This window comes from Sphingobacterium cellulitidis (genome assembly GCF_043187465.1).
In the GTDB taxonomy this organism is placed as follows: domain Bacteria; phylum Bacteroidota; class Bacteroidia; order Sphingobacteriales; family Sphingobacteriaceae; genus Sphingobacterium; species Sphingobacterium cellulitidis.
The window spans coordinates 1,269,346-1,289,318 of record NZ_CP171136.1; the positions used below are offsets into that span (position 1 = coordinate 1,269,346).

At 39.4% G+C, this 19,973-nt stretch carries 22 protein-coding genes; 6 read left to right on the plus strand and 16 right to left on the minus strand.

What is annotated here, in order from left to right:
- The first annotated feature begins 15 nt into the window (after positions 1 to 15).
- Genes ACF3OC_RS05510 through ACF3OC_RS05520 form a run of 3 tightly spaced genes read left to right on the plus strand, consistent with a single transcriptional unit; the run spans position 16 to position 3,820 of the window.
- Positions 16 to 1,518 carry an SMEK domain-containing protein gene (locus ACF3OC_RS05510; protein ID WP_144043683.1) on the plus strand — a complete coding sequence of 501 codons (1,503 nt, stop codon included), beginning with the start codon at positions 16 to 18 and terminating at the stop codon, positions 1,516 to 1,518.
- Positions 1,515 to 2,963 carry a hypothetical protein gene (locus tag ACF3OC_RS05515; protein ID WP_002993156.1) on the plus strand — a complete coding sequence of 483 codons (1,449 nt, stop codon included), beginning with the start codon at positions 1,515 to 1,517 and terminating at the stop codon, positions 2,961 to 2,963. Before ACF3OC_RS05510 ends, ACF3OC_RS05515 begins: the two co-directional genes overlap by 4 nt.
- A 5-nt stretch (positions 2,964 to 2,968) precedes the next feature.
- Positions 2,969 to 3,820, plus strand: a complete 852-nt coding sequence (locus tag ACF3OC_RS05520) for a hypothetical protein (RefSeq protein ID WP_002993157.1) — start codon at positions 2,969 to 2,971, stop codon at positions 3,818 to 3,820.
- Between the two features lie 2 nt (positions 3,821 to 3,822).
- On the opposite strand, the gene ACF3OC_RS05525 is transcribed toward ACF3OC_RS05520, so the two are convergent.
- The 3 genes from ACF3OC_RS05525 to ACF3OC_RS05535 form a co-directional block, all read right to left on the minus strand.
- A complete protein-coding gene (locus tag ACF3OC_RS05525; protein ID WP_002993158.1) occupies positions 3,823 to 4,206 on the minus strand; it encodes a response regulator transcription factor in 384 nt (127 codons plus the stop codon).
- Positions 4,207 to 4,479: 273 nt separating this feature from the next.
- A complete protein-coding gene (locus ACF3OC_RS05530) occupies positions 4,480 to 4,779 on the minus strand; it encodes a helix-turn-helix domain-containing protein (RefSeq protein WP_002993159.1) in 300 nt (99 codons plus the stop codon).
- Complete coding sequence (locus tag ACF3OC_RS05535; RefSeq protein ID WP_037459849.1) at positions 4,760 to 5,071, minus strand: helix-turn-helix domain-containing protein; 312 nt, start codon at positions 5,069 to 5,071, stop codon at positions 4,760 to 4,762. The genes ACF3OC_RS05530 and ACF3OC_RS05535 overlap by 20 nt, the downstream gene beginning before the upstream one ends.
- A 175-nt stretch (positions 5,072 to 5,246) precedes the next feature.
- Here ACF3OC_RS05535 and ACF3OC_RS05540 point away from each other — a divergent pair, with 175 nt between their 5' ends.
- Together ACF3OC_RS05540 and ACF3OC_RS05545 are read left to right on the plus strand one after the other, a co-directional pair.
- Complete coding sequence (locus ACF3OC_RS05540) at positions 5,247 to 6,848, plus strand: hypothetical protein (protein ID WP_002993163.1); 1,602 nt, start codon at positions 5,247 to 5,249, stop codon at positions 6,846 to 6,848.
- Positions 6,848 to 9,499, plus strand: coding sequence for a hypothetical protein (locus ACF3OC_RS05545; protein WP_094280380.1), 2,652 nt, complete (start codon positions 6,848 to 6,850; stop codon positions 9,497 to 9,499). The genes ACF3OC_RS05540 and ACF3OC_RS05545 overlap by 1 nt, the downstream gene beginning before the upstream one ends.
- Positions 9,500 to 9,558: 59 nt before the next feature.
- Here ACF3OC_RS05545 and ACF3OC_RS05550 read toward each other — a convergent pair whose 3' ends face one another.
- From ACF3OC_RS05550 to ACF3OC_RS05610, 13 genes are all read right to left on the minus strand, one after another.
- A complete protein-coding gene (locus ACF3OC_RS05550; protein WP_002993166.1) occupies positions 9,559 to 9,840 on the minus strand; it encodes a hypothetical protein in 282 nt (93 codons plus the stop codon).
- 121 nt (positions 9,841 to 9,961) lie between these two features.
- Positions 9,962 to 10,411, minus strand: coding sequence for a DUF3872 domain-containing protein (locus tag ACF3OC_RS05555; protein WP_002993167.1), 450 nt, complete (start codon positions 10,409 to 10,411; stop codon positions 9,962 to 9,964).
- 11 nt (positions 10,412 to 10,422) lie between these two features.
- Positions 10,423 to 10,983, minus strand: a complete 561-nt coding sequence (locus tag ACF3OC_RS05560) for a conjugal transfer protein TraO (RefSeq protein WP_002993168.1) — start codon at positions 10,981 to 10,983, stop codon at positions 10,423 to 10,425.
- A 27-nt stretch (positions 10,984 to 11,010) separates the two neighbouring features.
- Positions 11,011 to 11,904, minus strand: coding sequence for a conjugative transposon protein TraN (traN, locus tag ACF3OC_RS05565; protein WP_002993169.1), 894 nt, complete (start codon positions 11,902 to 11,904; stop codon positions 11,011 to 11,013).
- 24 nt (positions 11,905 to 11,928) lie between these two features.
- Positions 11,929 to 13,275 carry a conjugative transposon protein TraM gene (gene traM / locus ACF3OC_RS05570; RefSeq protein ID WP_312790570.1) on the minus strand — a complete coding sequence of 449 codons (1,347 nt, stop codon included), beginning with the start codon at positions 13,273 to 13,275 and terminating at the stop codon, positions 11,929 to 11,931.
- Complete coding sequence (locus ACF3OC_RS05575) at positions 13,262 to 13,546, minus strand: hypothetical protein (RefSeq protein WP_002993171.1); 285 nt, start codon at positions 13,544 to 13,546, stop codon at positions 13,262 to 13,264. Before ACF3OC_RS05575 ends, traM begins: the two co-directional genes overlap by 14 nt.
- A 17-nt stretch (positions 13,547 to 13,563) precedes the next feature.
- Positions 13,564 to 13,992, minus strand: coding sequence for a hypothetical protein (locus ACF3OC_RS05580; RefSeq protein ID WP_094280382.1), 429 nt, complete (start codon positions 13,990 to 13,992; stop codon positions 13,564 to 13,566).
- Positions 13,993 to 14,002: 10 nt separating this feature from the next.
- A complete protein-coding gene (gene traK / locus ACF3OC_RS05585; RefSeq protein WP_002993173.1) occupies positions 14,003 to 14,626 on the minus strand; it encodes a conjugative transposon protein TraK in 624 nt (207 codons plus the stop codon).
- Between the two features lie 20 nt (positions 14,627 to 14,646).
- Complete coding sequence (traJ, locus tag ACF3OC_RS05590) at positions 14,647 to 15,642, minus strand: conjugative transposon protein TraJ (RefSeq protein ID WP_002993175.1); 996 nt, start codon at positions 15,640 to 15,642, stop codon at positions 14,647 to 14,649.
- Between the two features lie 3 nt (positions 15,643 to 15,645).
- Positions 15,646 to 16,278 (minus strand): DUF4141 domain-containing protein, encoded by a 633-nt coding sequence (locus ACF3OC_RS05595; RefSeq protein WP_094280383.1) that lies wholly within the window; start codon positions 16,276 to 16,278, stop codon positions 15,646 to 15,648.
- A gap of 27 nt (positions 16,279 to 16,305) precedes the next feature.
- Positions 16,306 to 18,807 carry a TraG family conjugative transposon ATPase gene (locus ACF3OC_RS05600; RefSeq protein WP_312790575.1) on the minus strand — a complete coding sequence of 834 codons (2,502 nt, stop codon included), beginning with the start codon at positions 18,805 to 18,807 and terminating at the stop codon, positions 16,306 to 16,308.
- The gene (locus ACF3OC_RS05605) at positions 18,804 to 19,136 is read right to left on the minus strand and encodes a DUF4133 domain-containing protein (RefSeq protein WP_002993179.1); all 333 of its coding nucleotides are present in this window, start codon (positions 19,134 to 19,136) and stop codon (positions 18,804 to 18,806) included. Before ACF3OC_RS05605 ends, ACF3OC_RS05600 begins: the two co-directional genes overlap by 4 nt.
- An 11-nt stretch (positions 19,137 to 19,147) precedes the next feature.
- Positions 19,148 to 19,453 (minus strand): DUF4134 domain-containing protein, encoded by a 306-nt coding sequence (locus ACF3OC_RS05610; RefSeq protein WP_002993181.1) that lies wholly within the window; start codon positions 19,451 to 19,453, stop codon positions 19,148 to 19,150.
- A gap of 188 nt (positions 19,454 to 19,641) precedes the next feature.
- On the opposite strand from ACF3OC_RS05610, the gene ACF3OC_RS05615 reads away from it, so the two are divergent.
- Complete coding sequence (locus tag ACF3OC_RS05615) at positions 19,642 to 19,953, plus strand: hypothetical protein (RefSeq protein WP_002993183.1); 312 nt, start codon at positions 19,642 to 19,644, stop codon at positions 19,951 to 19,953.
- Positions 19,954 to 19,973: the final 20 nt, after the last annotated feature.

The following is a 19,973-nucleotide window of genomic DNA, read 5'->3' on the forward strand; positions in this document are numbered from 1 at the left end:
GAAATATTTCAAAAATTGAACAGGATTGAATACATCAACAAGATCACTACTTGTGCAGCGAGATTTGTCCACGAAGTGGAAGGGTTTAATGCAATAGGAAATTATCATATTAATATCCATGCAGAGAATTTTTTGGTACCGTTATTAAATGAGGTTTTCGGGTTGGAACTTGAAAATCTTAATTCTACAAAAAAGAAAAATTTTCCAGCAATTGATCTGGCCGACTTTAAGAATAGGGTGGCTTTTCAAATTACGTCAACATCTTCTCTTGATAAAATTAGGACTACGCTCGAAACATTCTCAAAGTATGACCTACAAAATGAGTTTGATGTACTCTACTTATATATTCTCACAGAAAAGAAGCCGCAATACAATGATGCAAAACTGAAAGATGTAATACCCGATATTTTTGGGTTTGAGTCAAGTGACCATATTATAGACAAGGACGTTATTCTTCAGAAAATAAATGCTATAAGCTCAACGCCCAAAATTCAAGCGATTTCTAAATTATACGAGCATGAGTTTTCGGATATACAGATTGAACAGCGCCAGCTTAAGTTCGAAAATGGATACTTGAATAACGAGCCAGAAGATATTTCGCCTAACATGGTTAAAATATCATTTCCGAAGGTTTTGTATAAGGCAGAATTGTTTATTAATGAAGAAGCTATCCTCGAAAATCTAAACGATTATTTGGAGAGTATTGGAAAAAGGAAAGTGAAAAAGTTGAAGCCAAACACACTGGTCAAAAAGGCTTTAAAACAAAATAAAGTATATTTTGAAGACTGGATTTTACATGAAAAGTGTATTTATACTTTTCGGGATTTATCTAAAAACAACGAACCATTGAGAAAAATTATAGATGCTGGCACAATAACTACTTTGGATTGTAAAGACTTCTACGAACAAGATGAAGCGAGTAACAAAGTATTCAAAAACCTTTTAAGAAAATCTCTGATCCAACTTTGCTATTATAAAGGAATAGAATTCTTCCCGCCAAGAGGAATTTTCAGATTTGCCAATTCAAGACCTCCTAAAGCAAAGCAAATTAGATGGAAGGGTAAAAAAGAGTCTACCAAGACAGTAATATTCGAAATGACAAATAAGAAGGAGGGGCACATAATCTGTTATAGACACTTAGCATTCAAAGCATCTTTTTTAAATTTTGAAATAGATTGGTATTTGGTCATAAATCCAACATGGAGCTTTACAAATCCGGGTGGATATAGGGAAAGTCGATTTGAATCAGCATATATGGCAGGAATAAAACGACTTGAGAATAACAATTCTGTTTACAATTACTTTAGATTCTTTGCGTACTACTTATCTTATACGGACCTGTTTGTTACTGAATATCCATACCTGCAGACCTCGAAAAATGAGCCATTAAGTTTATCTCCCAGCCTAGATGAACAAAAATGGATACCCGTTAAAATCGTTGAAGAAACATCTGAGTTTACTCCAACGGAAATAAGCCTTGATAACGAATTAACCAACTCAATTTTTTCTGATCAATGAAATTAAGATATATAGAAGAACCATCATTACAATTTGGCTTAGGACATCAGATTTGTCCTAAAAGTGGCATTTACAATTTTAATCCATTTGATATTGATCAAGTTAGACCTGAAAAAATCACCATTGGAGTAGTTGGAAAATCTGACAGTGTTGATGCAGTTTTAGAATGGATAGAATCATGCAAAACCCATATTGATGGAAAACAAAGTAAAACCCCACATCCCAACCTTTTTCTAAATTTTTGCGGTTTCAATAAAAGTATAGGCTTTAAGTGCGAGATCAATTATGATGATACATACCTAAGAAAGTTAAATAACTCTGATTTAGAGAAAATCGTCAAGAAAAGCAACTCCCTGGAAACGATAATTGCAGAAATTACAGAACTCTATTTAGCTGAAATCAAATTCTTATCTAAAAACAAAAAACCAGATGTAATTCTTTGCGCTTTGCCTGAAAATTTAATGAAACATATTACCGAAGCTAAGGCAAAAGCTTCTGGTGAAGATGAAGAAGAAACTGAAGTTCATGAACGTGATTTTGATGAAGATGAGGTTTCTTCAAAAGAACAGAATTTCAGGAGAAATCTTAAAGCAAAGGCAATGCAATATAATGTGCCTATCCAAATCATTAGGGATAGAGTTGCAAAACCAACCAAAGAGATGCAAGATCCTGCAACGGTTGCTTGGAATTTTTTTACAGCATTATACTATAAAGCTTCAGGAACGCCTTGGGCATTGATCAGAAAAGACACTGCTGAAACTACTTGTTATGCCGGTATAAGCTTCTTTAAAAGTAGAGATAGAAGCTCAACACAAACAAGTATTGCCCAAATATTTAATGAGTTAGGGAAAGGTGTCATTTTAAGAGGTGAGGAAATTACTTTGAAAAAAAACGATAGAACACCACATCTAAGTGAAGAACAAGCATTCAATCTTCTAAAGCAGTCCCTAACTGAATATTATGAAGCCGTAAAAATTTTTCCGAAAAGACTAGTAATCCATAAGACCTCTAACTTCAGTGAAGATGAAGTTTACGGGTTTACCCAAGCAGCTCGTGATTTGCATATAAATCAAGTTGACTTAGTTTCTATACAAACATCTGATTTAAGATTATACAGGAATGGCAATTATCCGCCGATGAGGGGAACACATTTCGCTATGAGTTATAAACACCACTTGCTATATACAAGAGGATCTGTGCCGTACTACGAAACGTATCCAGGTAGATATATCCCTCGAGCCATTGAAATAAAATTAGCACAACATGATGAATCTCCAAACATCATTTGCGATGAAATCCTTGCATTAACCAAAATGAATTGGAATAATACACAATTTGATAGGCAGATGCCTATTACAATTGAATGTGCGAGAAATGTTGGAGAAATATTAAAATATTTGAACCAAGAAGATAGTATGCAGCTTAAATACAGCTTTTATATGTAGAGACTATGGAGAAAGCCGAAAAAATAAAACAATTACTATCCAACCAATTTGAGTTGGATTTATTTGAAGCTTCAATTGCTAGCTTAAATGATCGAACAAACAAACTTCGCTTTAATAATTTTGCATGCTCTATAAGGGAGTTGTCACGACATTTTTTATATAACCTTGCTCCGGAAGAACGTGTGAAAAATTGTGTTTGGTTTAGCCCCGAAACTGCAGACGGAAAACCTACAAGAAACCAAAGAATTAAATACGCAGTCCAAGGTGGAATAGACGACACTTTTTTAGATCGTTGGGGATTTGAGGTTGACGAACTCAAAGACATGATAAAGGATGTAAAAGAAACAATCAATACTTTAAGCAAGTATACCCATATTAATCCTGAGGTGTTTAATATTAGCGATTCTGAAATTGAGCGTATGAGCCAAGATGTACTTAACTCTTTTATTAGTTTGGTAGAAACAATTGAGAACTATCGTGAAGATCTTAAACAATTCCTTGATGGACATATCGAAGAGCATATGGTATCATCCGTTGTAACTAATTTTTTTGAGAATGTTGATCGACTTGCACCTCACCATTCACTGGAATATAGTGAAGTGTCAGAATATCATATTTCAGAAATTAATGAATATGAAATTGTAGTGGACGTCTTTGGAGATTTACATGTGATTCTTGAATATGGGTCTAATAAAGAAAGACGTGAAGGTGATGGATTAGACTTGCCAGAAACATTCCCTTTTGAAACGAAGATACGCTATCAAATTGAAGAGGATTTTCCGTCCTCTAAGTTTGAGGTCGATGACTACGATGTGGATACTTCAAGTTGGTATGGAGACGATGATGATGAAATATAGTCTTAAGCACTGAAGATAGCTTTCTTAAAATCATCAACATCGCTTCCAAGTAGTAGATAACTTGAAAACCCAATCTCTAAAAGAGATTTCCCAACTTTCTCATCATCAATATCGCTATGGGCAACCAGTTTGATTGCAGGGTACTCTTTCCTTAATTCTTGAAGCTGTTTAAGCACATTTTGGTCGTAAAAATCCAAGTCAATAATACAGACTTTGGGGAGTTCATTCAATGAAGACAACTGTGTTAGCCCATTTTCAATGCTTTCTGACCGAGATAGTATTTCCATTCCAGATGCAGCGAGATCTTTGCAGATGTTATCGGTTACAGGGCTTTTGTCATTGATAAAAGACAGGGAGATTGTTTCTTGTACAGTACCAGTTTTCATACGTTACCTTTTTTTGAGTTAGATGAAGTTCCTGCACAAAAAGAAAGCGCAGGCAACTACACTTACCGCACATTGAGGTACTGGTATACCCGACAACGAATAAGCGAGCGCCCACGCCTATGGCATGAGCGTTCTTCCTTATCGTCCCGTTGTCTAAAAATTACCAGTTTTCAATGTGGGACTTAAAGCAAAAACACTTTAAGTATTTCTATATTTTACATAGCAAAGATACTAAACTCGTTTCGATATAGAAATATGATTGCTTGAAATCCGTTACTTGTTCTTTTGTCCATTGCAGACATAGTTTTGTTCAAGTATCCGTAAAAGGTCGGTTTGCTTAAAAATGATTTTGCCGCCTATCTGGATGTATGGGAGTATTTGGTCATCACGATATTGCTGTAAAGTCCGTCTGCTGATATGTAACAGCTTGCACACATCTTCGCCCGAAAGATATATTTCACCGTTCATTACAGGACGGTAGTTTTTTAATATCTGTTCAATACGATTTCGTAGCTGTGTAATCATTTCCCTGTGGGCGATGATATCGTCACTATCATTCGTGAATAAATCCATTTTCAGTAGTATTGTCCAGCTGTCCGGCTTCGAGCAAAGCCTGTACATCTGAGCGTTTATAATAATTTTTACGGTTCAGTTTTGAATACGGTAATAGTCCTTTGCTTTTGTGGGTCTGTAAAGTCCGCTTGGTAATGTTCATCATCAGACATACTTCCTGGTTATCGAGCCATTGTTCCGCTTTAAAAATGGGCGTATATTTCTGTGTGGCATTTTCGGTCAATTCCAAAAGTGCTTTTAGCTCATTTTTCATTCCGTCTAGTGCCGACTTTTGTATTGCAATTACTTCCATTGTTTGCTCAATTTTACTATGGAAGTCGAATTTATAAATGCTTATGATAGCGTTAGAAAATGTTGCAGGCTTTGGCTCTGAAAGGTAGTGTTTGGCTCCGCGATAAATTTCAGCATAGTTTATTTTGTAAATTTGAAAATTATAGGTTAATAACAAATTCAATAAGAATTTTTAAATGGCATTATTACAAAAAGGCAAATCAAACTATCCGTTTTGGGGAGCATCAATAAATTTAATTACAGGACTTGACCCATTAGGGCTTCAGACAACTTCAGAGGCAACTTATGCAACGATGTTGCCCGGAATTTCTAACTTGACTAATCGACTGCGGTACTATGGCTTTTATTGCTGGTTATTAGATTTTTACTTTAAAACAGAGAAAAAGGGAAATTCAAAAGAGCAATACCGCTTTATTCGCAGGGCTGAGTTAATGATTGCTATCATAATGCAAAGTCAGCGGAAAGCAGTTCAGCAAATTACAGGAAGTAATTTCGCATCAAACCTACTCAACACGATTGAAAATGATTATTTTGATTTAGCTGAGGGGGCTGATAAAGACGGTACAGACAAAAATGTGTATTGGAAATATCCGTCCGGTGCTTTTGGGCAATATTATTATGGGGCGATGCAAGCTCTTTCATTAATTATTACTGCGGTAAATGATTTTGGAGACGTTGTTTACAATATAAGCCAACCACATCCCAGACAAAAAGTTTCAGGAAAACAATTAGCTAATGCTTTTGAGATATCATTATCCCCCCAAATAAAAGAGTTATTTTACAGCAACATAAAAAAAGGAAAGCTTTACCAATCGGATATACCAGAACTAATCAAATATTTTGCGATTGAGACTATAGAAACTGAAAGCAGTGAATGGCAATTGTATATGGAAATGCTCCTTGACAAAGATGAGCCAAGCCAAGAAGTTGAAGAATTGGTGACTTTTCATAGAAGAGAAACCATTTTATCGCTAATAAAAACAGCGGTTCAAAACGATAATGACTATAATTGGTATAAATTTTTGCTCGAAAGCTATCATAAAAAATTAGGTTCAAGCACTCAACCCGAAACAGAAACAAACATCGGTTGGTATTGCTATCAACTAAATGAATATTGGCAATACAGTTGCGGAACAATATTTTGGGCATTGCTGCAACATCTTTACGATTTTCAACAAGACCAATATTTGCCGTCTTTTGTTGAGAAGTTTTCGGATAGCATCTCAAAAGAAATTTGCAAAGATTTTAACCAATCAATACAGCCCACATCTTTAGTTTCAGAAATTTTATCACTCATTCCAGATACGAACGACGAAGAGGAAACGAAAAGAGCAATCAACCAAACCAACGACCCAATTCTTGCTGGTAAATACGGTTTCATGCTTTTACTTCAGCTGTTCAAAAATAATAGAGAACAATTGCATCCTTTGAAAGAATTTATGAGTAGAAAGAGAACAGAAAGAGATGGAAATATGGTTGATGGCATCCTTACAGTTCATAAAGCAGAGAAAGAAATTCTTAAAGATTTTGTTGAACAATTTATTTTACGCAAAATAATTTACAGACACACAATGGTTGCCCTTAGAAAAATGGGTAATGGCTCACAATCCACGCATAAATTTTTTATAGAAGAACAATACATCCGTTTCATCGACATATTTCCACCAAGAAATACATCGCCGAGAATGAATGCTTTGCAAAACATAATGTTTGATTTGCAGGTAATCGACGAGGAAAAGGTTTTGTCTCCGCTTCACACAAAACTTTTGGTTGACTAATGGCATTAGAAAGAGAAAACATTTTGACTTTAATTGGAAGCAGAAGATACCATTCTTGTATTCTTACCACTTTCAGCTTTGACTTTTACTTTTTTGAAATGAAAGCAATGAAATGGTTGCGTTCGTGTGGTGTGAGAAACATTAATGTTTTTATTGACGGCTACTATTATTCAGAGTTGATGCGACAAGCCACTGGCGAAGAAATGCAACTTACTGCCGGTTATTCACTTTATCCTGTTTTTCAAAATTCAGTATTTCATCCAAAAATCTGGATGCTATTTGGCGATAAGGAGGGTTTATTAATTGTTGGTTCAGGAAATCTTACCAATTCGGGAAATGGAAACAACGATGAAATTTGGGGAGCATATCATTTTGATATTCGTTCGACCGAGAACGCCCCAATATTTTCATCTGCTTGGAATTATTTATCGATGCTTTCATCAACAGTTAAAGGTCAGATGAATGAAAAGACCACAAGGTGGATAATTGAACATTCAAAATGGCTTAATGAATTACCAGCAGTAAAACCGTTTGAATTTTTAAATACTTCACAAAAAGAGAAAGTTGCTTTTTTATTCAATTCCGAAACCTCTTCGATTTGGAATGAGCTATTAAAACATATTAGCAACGAAAAAATTGTTGAAATTACTACCATTTCTCCATTTTATGATAGCAAAGGAAAGGTACTGCAAGAGCTTAAAAATCTTTTCCCAAAAGCAGATATTAATGTGGTTTTAGAAGAAAGTGGTTTTATTCCATCGGCAATGGATTTAAGTAAAACATTTTCATTTTACGACTGGTGCAATGCTGGTATCAGTAGAGTTCAATATTCGAAATCTGATAATTCAAACTCTAAACTTCACGGAAAGATTATCCATATTAAAACAAAAGATGGTAAAGAATTTTGCCTTTTCGGAAGTGCCAATATAACACCGGAGGGCTTGGCATTAGCAGGAAAAAATGCAAATGCAGAAGTTTCACTTCTTATACGATCTGAAAAAGGTGGCTTGCTTAATAAATTAGGCATAAAATTGAAAGTTGGCAACAAAAAACAACTTTCAGATTTTACTTCTACAGCTCATAAATCCATTTATGAAACGATAATCAAGAATAATAAATTTCAGGTTCAACTTCTTAGCGCAGAATTGATTTATGATGAGCTTACAATTCACTTAAATGGCAATTTCTCAGAACCGTTTAAATTTATGCTTTTTGATAAAGAGAACCGATATTTTCATTCCCAAACATTCTCGAAGTTTGAGCAAGAACTAAAAGTAAAACTCAATGCAGAATTAGGTAGTTTTCAGTACGTTCAATTGGCTAATATGGAGGATGAATTTGTATCAAACAAACTTTTGGTGTCTGATTATTTTCATCTTGCCAAAACCCATCCAAATCCTAAAACTGAAGACATAGAAATGATTTACAGCGAAATCCAAAATGGAGAACTAAGCAAAGTTCTCGACTTGTTGCATTATGCGATAATTGATGAAACGGAAAACGAAGAAAGTGCAAGTATTCTGAATAGCCGTAAAACTACAGATGCAAAAAGAGACGGAAACAACGAGCCCGAAAAGCTGTATGACCTTTCTTCTTACAAACCAATTGAGCATTCTGCGTATGAGAAAAGTCTTTTGCTTTCTTCTCTTTCGCTTCGGGTTTTAGATGTTTTAAAATTCATTCACTCAAAATCTCTGTCCATAAACAGACAGATTGATATTAGCATTGATGAACAGGAAGAAAATTTAGGTAACATTGATGGCAATGAGAAAAACGAAGTAAAAATAGTTCGTAATCTTTCTTTTGCGTTGCTAAAGTCTGAAAAAAGAAAATTGACAAGCTATTTTGATAATCTGTATTATAATCAGCAAGAACTTCTTTATGGTAACAATAGACCCCAAAACTATAAACCCACATTAACAGACTTAACCAAATATTTGATAACGCTTGAGCTGATACTTGAATATGGAGGCAAAACAGAAAAATACGACGAGCAAGAAAAGCAACATTTCTTTAGCTATCTTCCGTTTAGCAACAATTATGACAACAATAATGTGAAAGGTTGTTGTTTAAACTTAATAGGCGACTTTTTAATGTTGGCAAGAACAGGCTTTAAAGAATACGAATTTGATTATACAAAAAAGAAAGTTGAGGAATTAAAAGCCGATGCACTTGTAAACACGATTGTTTGCCTGATAAACAATTATTGGAAAGATGGCGAGATGCATTACTTTTTTTCAATGCTTCTAAACACGCTTCATTATTTAGGGTGGAAAAATATTGATGATTTTGAAAATAATTTTGATGATTTGCAAATTAAAATCAATCTTAGAATTTCTGACCTAAAACAGCGAACCAAAGGACTTGAACAGAATCTGATGGTGTTTTATTACAAAGTTTGTCCAGCATTTAAAAAAGTTATGAAGCAACTTGCAGAAAAAAACTTCGATACACTGGCAGTTCAAGGTCAAATTATTTACAAATCTCCGTGGGGTTACAGCTATGTTCAATCAGTAAATAAAATAAATGACTTTACGCTAGTTAGACCAGGCTTTATGTGGGATGATGTTAAAGAAGATTATATAAAACATAGCCCAGATGAAATATATTTGCCGTTAAGGCTCTCTTCTTTTATTTGTACGGATTTGTAGTCATAAAAAATCGGATAACCTTTTGGGCTATCCGATTTGCTTTTAAAATTCTGTAATAATTATCTGCGTTGGGCAGGTTGTTCGGTTGTTACGTCAGGCTGCTGTTTTTCCTTTTTTTCACGGGAATAAACCCATAACGACAACAGCCCAAATATAATCAACGCATAAGCTATCCATTTGCCAACCTTTTCAATCAATTTAATGAAAATCGAACTTTCATAAGATGAGAACCCCTCAGTTCCCATAGAGCTGCGCCTGTAAAACTTTCTACGGTTAATCCAGTAACGAAGTACCAAGCCTGCAACCAAAAATATGATACCTATAACGAGTGATGCAACCATAGTTTATTTCCACTATTTGAATTTACAAAAAAATATTTGTTTAGCCCCTGAACGATGCGTATTCAATACAAAAACGGCTTACCAATCCAATAAGCCGTTTTTTATGAATTGACATGCTGTATTAATCACTACTGTTAAACTGAAAAGTTATCTGCTTTTCGTTCCCGAAGTTATCCGAAATCCAAACCTCAAAGGATTGAGATACTGCAGATGCCGAAGTATAGTACAAACGGAACTGCTCGGTTGGTAACTCATACAGATCATTAGGTAGGTACGGCGGCTCATCGTAATACCTAAGTGTGCCCTTTCCGTCAAACTGGAAGTAGCGAAGGAAATATTGCGTGCTGCTATAATTTCCAGTTCGCTGTATTGTAATGCGGATCTCTACCGTCTGGCCGTTGGCAACATATTTAGGCACTGGCATCACTTTGACCTCAAAAGGAAAGTCCTTTTGTATTTCGAGTTCATCATCTTTGCTACAAGATACCAACGTAACCGAAGCTGTGAGGATTGCCAGGAATACATATATCGGCAGTAATCCTATTCTGAAATTATTGAATATTGCTATCATTGTTTTCTGTTTTAAAAGTTAAACCTTAATCCCATACCTACGGACGGTCGGAACTGTTCTAAGTCTTTACCCCAAAGGACTTTTGTACGCCCTTGCAGGACTAATACAAATCGGTCGGACAGGTACGTTTCAAATGTGAGCCGTCCACCAGCTCCGTAGATAAAATTGTCCTCGCTCAGTATCTTCGATCCGTCATACAACATAGCTTCGCCCCGGTTAATGCTTTCATAACCGACTACGCCTGTTATTCCTAAATTCAGCGTGATGTTTTTTCGGGCATCGCCCAACAAGTAGAAACTGTAACCGCCTTCGGCACTATAACTTTCCTGCGGTATGCGCAGGTCTTTATAGTCGTGGTATTGGTGTGTATATTCCAATGCCCAAAGCTGGTAATTGCCGTTTTTACCATTTACAGTCATCGCTACACTGATGTAATAATCATTGCCAATCTTATCATTGGATAATACGCCTGTGCTTATTTCCAAGCCTTTCTGTTTAGGCAGCATTCGTTGTGCCTGTGCCATTGTGATGCCCATTAAAACAAGCATCACGGTATAGATATACTTTTTCATTTTATTGCTATCTTATTTAAAGGGTTATTAAAATTTCAGGTGCATATCGTTAATCAAACGAGCCTTGATTAAATCAGAGTTTTCTATCTGAAGTGTTTGATGCCTGCCACCGTTTTTCTCGAAAATCTCAATCAGTAATACCTTGTCATCAGCAATGGTAAATTGGTCTAACATGAACACGTTTTGCTCGATGGTTTTTCCACCGATCTCGTCCAATGGTTTGTAAGTGCGTAGCGGTATCATCGGACGTTCCTGTACTACGGTACGTTTGGCTACCTTTTTATCCACTACCTTGAAATTCACAAAATCAATCTGAAATGGCACATTGGTACGGTTTCTCAATTCCGTATGCAAATAGTATTTGCCGTTGTGGATGTAAATGCCTTTGAGCATAAACTGAATGCCGAAGCTCTTAGCTCCAATATGCTTTACAATGCGTTTGTCTTTCTTGTAAATGGTTTCCAGTAGCAAGCCTGCCAGCGAGGGCGAATTGTTGCCCAATTCTTCAAAAAGCACATCGTTACCATTGGCTTTATCTACCGCTTTCTGCATCGTGAGCAGGTCATAGCTCATTGCCGCCGGGTAGGAACTGTAATACACGTTGAAGTTGTAAAAACGACCGTCATTCGTGATAACGGAAAAATTGGTTTCAGGCTCAAAGTCCCTTACAGATGCTTTCACACGCAACACGTTTTCTGCATCTTCGGCTTTTCCTGCTATCAGGTATTCGCTGCCCAAGTCCACATAACGAATGGCGGTCGGGAAAATCAAGTGCGAAGTTTTATCGTAAGTTACTTCCATACGGTACGGTTCTATCTTGCCCAGGGCAAGCGGCGTTCTGATGGTGTCCTGTGCGTAAGAGTTTACGGCAAAGCCGAGTATCAGGGCAAAAGCCCAAAAGGTTTTTAAATGATTTTTCATTGTTTTATTTATTTGAGTTCAACATTATTTTTTAGATACAAGAAAGACCTGATAGCCCGCTTTCAGTGTAACCTTTGGCGTTCTTACTTTCTTGGCGAAATAGCCTGAGATACCCTGTACCACGCCACGGCTTAAATCAGCCGCTACCTGCTGTCCGGCATTCTGCGTGAGCATTACGCTTGTTCCCCCTGTCTGGCTCATATTGGCCGCCATTTCGGTAAGTGCATTCATTTCCGGCGAATACGGAACGTACAAGCCTTGCTGCCCGTCCAAATCGTAAATGATTATATCTACCGGAATGATGTTGCCCTCCAGTTCTACGGAGGTAACTTTTAATTGTAGCCTGCCATTCTGAAATTTTGCATTAGCCGTTACAATTGTTCCTTTGGGAATGGTACGTTGCGGGGTTTTAGCAGGCTCTAATAGTCGTAAGCGCACACCCGTTTCGCCAACTACTGTCTGGGCTTCGTTTACACAGGCTTTGATGCTGTTTTTAGGCTGTACTACCTCTTCAGTAGAACCTGCGGTATAGAACCCGCGGCTTTTTGTTTGGCTCCAATCGGCTGCAAAGGCACTGTCCGACGGTTCACGGTACAAGGCTGATACAATGTTCTTTCTTGTTGGTGTGAACGATACAAATTGCTCTTTTTGGTTAGCACCCGCAGCCCCAGTAGTTGCACCGTTGGCAGGAGCAGCATTTCCGGTGTTAGCATTTTGCGGAAGATACTTTGCAGCCATTTCATAGGATTTCTCCATTAATTTGAGTTGTTCGTCAACGGTGGCCACAGGTGGCACATCTTTCTCGGCCAGCTTTTCTTTCATTTCGTCCAGTTGCCTGCGGAGTTCCATTGTTTCAGAATTATTATCCTGATAGAATGAACCCAATGTGCTTTGCATATTTCTGTAGCTGTTCAATCCATGATTACCGTTTCTTCCCGAATTTCTGCCGCCACCGCCAAAGCCGTTGCTTTCTTCATCTTGTTCAGGTAAACCTTCTTCATTGTCAGCAGATGCACTGTCTTCAGTATTCCAATAATCAGAAAGCGTGGTCAGTGCATTGCGCTTTTCCTGCTCTTTGCGTTCGAGCATTTCCTGTTCATACGCCTTGCCTTTATCGGCAGGCATTCCTGCCCCGGTAGCCTGTGGTACGGCATCGTTTAATCCGATGTTCTCCACCGCCTTTTTGTCTTTCGACGGTTTAAATATCAGGTACATACAGCCGAGAAATACCACTCCCATTAAAAGGAATATAAGTGGCTTTTTGAGTTTGTCGGCTTTGTTCTGTGCGCCGTCTTGCAACACATCAGCAGTTTCATTCGGGTTCCCCTCCGTTACCCGAACAACCGATTTTTTGTTCTCATTTTCTTTCATAAATCTGATTTTTTAAAATTGTTGATACACTATCCGGCAACCTTGCAGGATTTCCATTTTTAAGGACAGGGTTCTCAATATGTTTAATGACCATATTGTTACCTGACTTTGAGGTGTCGTACATCACTTTGCCAATGACCACTACGGTGAGCAGTAGGTAAACCACAAAGAAGTACAGCGTATATTGGCGCTGTTTGCGCAAAGGCAACGCCCGCCAACGTTCATCGAGCCGGTCAAAGTACCTGTCCATATTTGCTCTTAATTTTTTCATAGCCTTACTATTTGTTGTTACAGCTTGAAACGCTTAGGACTTTTACCCGCCTGTTGCTTTGGCTCATCGTTGACCAGTGCGACCGCTTCCGTTAATTTGGGTGCAGATATGACGGACAGGTTTGCCAGTTCTGATTTTTTAAGCAACTGCCCGAAGCCGTCTTTCTTGGCTATTTCCATACGGCTAAGCGAAAATTTGCCATTCAGGTATTTTACCCACATACTGCATTCTACACGGGGCTTGTCATCACCCGACCATTGTAGGTAGCCTGTCAGAAATAAATCCTGTTTAGGTAAATTGTCTGCACCTTTTTGGCAGCTTTTGAGGAATTCGCTGATACTGTCTTTCAGCTTTCTGGCATACGCACCCTGCGTATGGAAATAGCCGTTATATCCTTTGTCTGTAAGGATTTTTGCGAACGTTTTTAAATCTGATAATGCTTCCATAAGATTGTTTTTAGCGTTCGATGACTTCGATATCCCTGTTTTCCACGACTGCAAATTTTTCAATATTGAAACCTTGCGGGTTGTTGTCAGAGCGAACGGAGTTAACGAGATAGCAGGAAGTAATCAGGTTACGTCTGGTTACATTGCTTGACCGGATGATGAACTGTTTGGCATAGGTGCGCACTGCATACGGGTAGTTGTCGAAGTTGCACACGACACTATCTACCTCTATGCGTTGTTGCACGTTCCCCGAAATAATCCTGCTGTAATAGCCCTTTTCCGATAAGTCTTTGTAGTAATCAAAAGCACTTTTATCGGCAAGGTTGAATGCCCTGCTCATATTGCTTTCAATAGCATTCTTGTCGGGGGCAAGCGTAAAGAACAGTTCGTGGAAACGTCTGACGTGTTCCCTTGCTTCAACCGGGCGGTTGATGCTTGCATCCTGCGACAAGGCAAGCATCAGGGATTTACCATTATCCAGTACATAGATTTTTTGGCGTTGTTCTTCTGCAAAGCGGTAGGAACGCCATACGGCGTATCCTACCACACTGGTGCAGAGAACCGCAAACACAATGGCATATAACCTTATCTGCCTAAAGCTGTTTTCGATATTTCTTAGCGTTTTAAATTCCATTTTTTAGAATGATTAATTGTTTATTTATTCATCAGTTTACCGCCGATGTTTCCAACTGTCGAACCTGCGCCTGCTCCGGCGATATTTCCGGCTTTCATTGCCGTGGAGTTTACATTGCGGGTAAAGTTCCCTGCGCCTCCGGCTTGGATTACCCAACCTGTTACTGTCGGTATAGTGAAGTACCCGATGATGCCGATAATCATAAAAATGATGTACACGGTATTGCTCGTATCAGGAATGTAGGTGGGGTCGGCAAGCATTGCTATATCCCGTTCTAAAATGAGGGATTGTATTCTTGCCAACATTGAGCTGAACAAATCCGAAACGGGAAGCCACAGGTAAACGCTTACATACCTCGTGAGCCATTGCGTGAGCGTGGACTGAAAGCCGTCCCATACGGAAATAGCAAAGGCTATTGGTCCGAGTATGGAGAGGACTATCAGGAAAAACGTTCGTATGGTATCAATGACCAAAGCCGCCGCCTGAAAGAGTATTTCCAATAGATTGCGAAACCAGTCCTTTATCGCCTTTTCAATCTTGTAGGCTTGCCTGTCCATATACATACCCGCCATTGTACCAATGTCGGACGGCGACCAACCCAGTTCGTCCAGTTTCTTATCAAACTCTTCGTCTGATACCATATAGGCAGTTTCAGGATTTCTGACCATTGCCTCATATTCCAACTGGTCTTTCTGCTGTTGCAGCTTGTTCAGGTCAATCACCTGGTCTTCGAGTATTTGGTGGGTTCCTACAACCACCGGGCTTAACACTGCATTGATGGTTCCCAGTACGATAGTCGGGAAGAACATAATGCACAGCCCCAAAGCGAACGGGCGCAGCAGAGGGAACATATCAATAGGTTCGGCACGGCTTAAAGCCTGCCAAACCTTTAATGCTACATAGAACAATGCTCCCAATCCCGCCAAACCCTTAGCTACTGCCGCCATATCGCCTGCAAGCGGCATCATATCGTCATAAAGCGATCGCAGGAGTTCGTGAAGATTATCCCATTCCATAGTTTACCAGTATTTTTGGTTAGCAGTTCCGTAGAGTTCAAGCACTCTTTGGGCATCGTTTTTCTTTTTCGCTCTTAGGTAGCTCACAGAAATGTTCTTAGTGGTGTAGTAGCGTACAAGGCTGTGGTAATCCTTTACCTCTTTGTACACACGGTCAATAATGTCCATACGCTCTTTGTCATTCAGCGAAAGGCTTGAAGAGGTTACAATCTGCTTTAGTTCTTTCAGCAGTTCGGTACTTTCATTGAGCAGTGCCGAATAACCGTTGCCAATAGCGACCAATTCCTGTGGCGAAAAATTGGGGTCGTTCATCATCTTGCCGAAGTTCTGCACGTACATTTCGGACACATCGCCCACCAAGAGTACGGTTTGCTGCACCTTACGGGCATCTTTTACAAGGTTGTTGATAGCTTTCAGCTTGTCGTAATACTCCTTGCCCTGGTCGTACACTTTCTTTACTTCGTTGAAGTTCTTTATCACATTACTCACGGTGGAAGAAGTCTGTATGATTTCATTCGCACTGTTGATAATCCCTGAAGCCAAATTAGCGGGGTCGGTTACAACCCATTGGGCTTTTGCTGACGGTGCTACGGCGAGCATCAGTGCCGTACGCACCAGATACATTACTTTTTTCATTGTTCTGATTTTTTAAATTGTTAATGACTATTGATTTGAATTGTCCCGCCGTTGCATTGCGATATGCTTAATAGCGAGTTCTACGTTACCATCGAGTTCCGCAGCAAGCTGCATCACTTCCATCTTTTCGGTTTCCTCTGTGGTGTAGGCGAGGTATTCCTCCAAACTAACTTCGGTGGCATAGACTGCCGAGTGCGTACCACCTAAACCAATCCAAACCTCTTTGTACAAGCGGCTTGCATCGTTGTTCATATTGATGGAAAGTACCTGACCTTTTTCTTTGTCGGTAAGCCCCAACATTGCCTGTATATCATCAAACTTGTTCATATACTTGCGTTGGTCTAAAAGGATTTTACAGTCGGAGTTATTGATGATACTTTCTTTCACAATGGGCGACTGGATGATATCATCGACCTCCTGTGTTACGACAATGGCTTCTCCGAAAAACTTACGCACGGTTTTGAACAAATACTTGATGTATTCTGCCATTCCCTCTTTTGCAATCGCTTTCCAAGCCTCTTCAATCAGGATAAGTTTGCGAATACCTTTCAGTCGGCGCATTTTGTTAATGAACACCTCCATAATGATAATCGTGACTATGGGAAAGAGGATTTTGTGGTCTTTTATCGCATCAATTTCAAACACGATAAAGCGTTTGGAAAGAAGGTCTAACTGCTTATCGGAGTTGAGCAAATAATCGTATTCTCCTCCTTTGTAATAGGGTTCGAGAACATTCAGGAAATTGGCAATGTCAAAATCTTTTTCCCTGACTTGTTTCTCCTCCAATACTTTGCGGTAGTCGTCTTTTACATACTCATAGAAGCCGTTAAATGACGGATAAGTATCATCTTGTTTGATACGTTCGATGTAACCGGAAACAGCATTGGACAATGCTACTTCTTCCGACCTTGTCGGCGGTTCATCGTCCCGTTTCCAAAGAGTGAGTATCAGAGTTTTGATACTTTCCCGCTTTTCGATGTCGAACACGCCGTCATCGGTATAAAAGGGATTGAACGCAATCGGGTTATCTTCGGTGTACGTGAAGTAAACACCGTCTTCGCCTTTGGTTTTTCCTTTGATGAGTTCGCATAATCCCTGATAACTGTTACCCGTATCTACGAGTAGAACGTGAGCACCCTGTTCGTGATATTGGCGTACCATATGGTTAGTGAAGAAAGATTTTCCCGAACCTGACGGACCAAGTATGAACTTGTTTCTGTTCGTGATAATCCCACGTTTCATCGGCAAATCGGAAATATCCAAATGGATTGGTTTTCCTGTAAGCCTGTCCGCCATTTTGATACCGAACGGAGAGGGCGAATTGTGGTAATTCGTTTCTTCTGCAAAGAAGCACAAGGCAGGTTCTATAAACGTATAGAAACTTTCCTCACTCGGAAAATCGCCAGCATTGCCTGGCATTGCAGCCCAATACAATGTGGCAACGTCTGTCGTGTTGTGGCGGGGCTTACACTCCATTAGTGCCAACGCACTACCGCAATCGTTCTTTAGCTGTTTGAGTTCCGCAGGGTCTTCCGACCAAGCCATAATATTGAAGTGTGCTCTTACAGAAGATAGCCCGAAGCTGTGTGCTTCGTTCAGATACTTCTCAATCCACTCCTTATTGATTTGGTTCGCCCGACTATAACGGGTTAAAGAGTGCATATTACGGGCAGATTTCTCAAACTTTTGCAGGTTGTCCTCGCTGTTATCCAAGAATAGGTACTGATTGTAAATGTGGTTACAGCTCAATAACAACCCTACGGGTGCAGCAAACGACAAACGGCAGTCGCTCCGGTCGGTAGATAGCTTTTCAAAGCGGGTATCAGCCGAAACAGTTGCAGGCAGGTCGTCCGTATCGGACAAGGTGTGCAAAGACAGCCTTTTGTTGCCGATACGCACTTCTTCCGCTCCTAATGCGATGTCCTGCATTGGTGTTCCGGCTTCTCTCGAAAGTGTAAGGTATTGTTCCAGCAATCCCTGTTTTTCGTCTGTTCCGATGATGTTGTCTTCGGTCAAACGTCGCAGGTTTACAAAACCGCTATCATTCACGATACGTTCAAACTGTGCGACCGCTTCCATAAATTGATGTATCGTTTCCTTATTGATTTCCTTTGGAATAAGCGTACCCTTGCAAAGCGAACTGAAATTGCTTTGCATACGCATTCTGTTCTTGGTCGTTTTTGTCAGGAACAGGTAGCAATAATGGTTCAGGAATGGTCGTTCGTTGAAATGCCGTTGATAGCTTTTGGAAAGAAAACTCTGGTCTTCCTGTGCCAAATCGGGAGTGTAGCTTTCTTTGATATACCAATCTTGCTTGTGAATGACTGTAAAATCGGGTAATGTCTTAATCGCCTTATGCCAGGCGGAGTGAATAGCTTCGTATTCAGCCGATGCTACCGTAAACAGCTCAGGCAATCGTACTTCAAAACAGGCGGTTATGTCCGCATCTTTGGACAGGATACAGTTGTTTTCTACTGCCAAGAGTGGAAACTTATGTTCCAATGTGGTTGTTTTGGCTACATTTCTCATACGGCTTTCGGTTTAGGAGTGAATTTTAAATACCTGCGTACAGGCTTACGACAAATAATGTAGCGAGGGTGTCGTTTTCTCGCACCTACTTTCATTAGTCCGTGTTCTCTGTACTTTCGGTTCAGCGAAAAGGTCTGCCATACAATGAGCGAAGCACCGCCAGCTCCGAGAAACAGGCAGACGTAATTACTTACGCCAGCCATATACAATATCATCACGAAGATGAGCGTACCGAGCAGACCACCAGCGAATATGAACAGGTATTGGGCTTTCAGCCCTTTAAATTCCACTGTCCTGCCAATGCCTTTGTTAATGTTATAACTGTTCATAAGGCAGAGGTTTACAGGAAGAATGAACGCAGGATAGTAGCCGCAACAATCAGGAAGATACACGCACCGAACCACGAAGCCGCCGTCTTCGATGTGTCGGGGTCGCCCGAGCTGAATTTGTTGTACACCTTAACACCTCCGATTAAGCCGACAACCGCCCCAATCGCATAAATGAGTTGGGTGGCAGGGTCGAAATAAGACGTTACCATTTGGGTAGCCTCGTTGATACCTGCCGACCCGTTTCCCTGTGCGAACGCACCCATTCCTGACAGCATTGCTACGGCTGCCAGCAAAACTTTTTTACTTTGTTTTTTCATAATTGAAACACATTAATTTGTTACTGTTATCCCGCACCTTGCGGACTTTCGGGACAAAGGTGTTTTAGAAATCAAGGCGTGATAACAAAGTGGCAGTGAGAGGAATTGTTTGGCTGTGGGTGGCTGAATTGCTAAAGAAAATAGAGAGGTGTTGACAGGAAGAGAGAGGTTTTTACTATCTTCGTAAAATGAAATCCTTGTCGTACATATTAGCATTAATGGTTTTGGTCTTATCGACCTTGCCAAGCTTTATGGAAGATAAATGTTTTGACCTAGTGAATCAAACAACAAATAGTCAAGAACAAGATAGCGACGATTGCGGTATGGAATGTTGCTCGCCTTTTTCTAAATGCAATACCTGTACTGGATTTGTAATTACTTCCTTTTATGCTTTAACATCCAATTATGTCCAACAACCTAAAAAGAAATTAGGTGTAATAACAGCGTCAGCTGTTTCAGACTTCCTCTCTTCCATTTGGCAACCCCCTAAGATTAATTAATGTTTTTAGTGTCTTCGGCA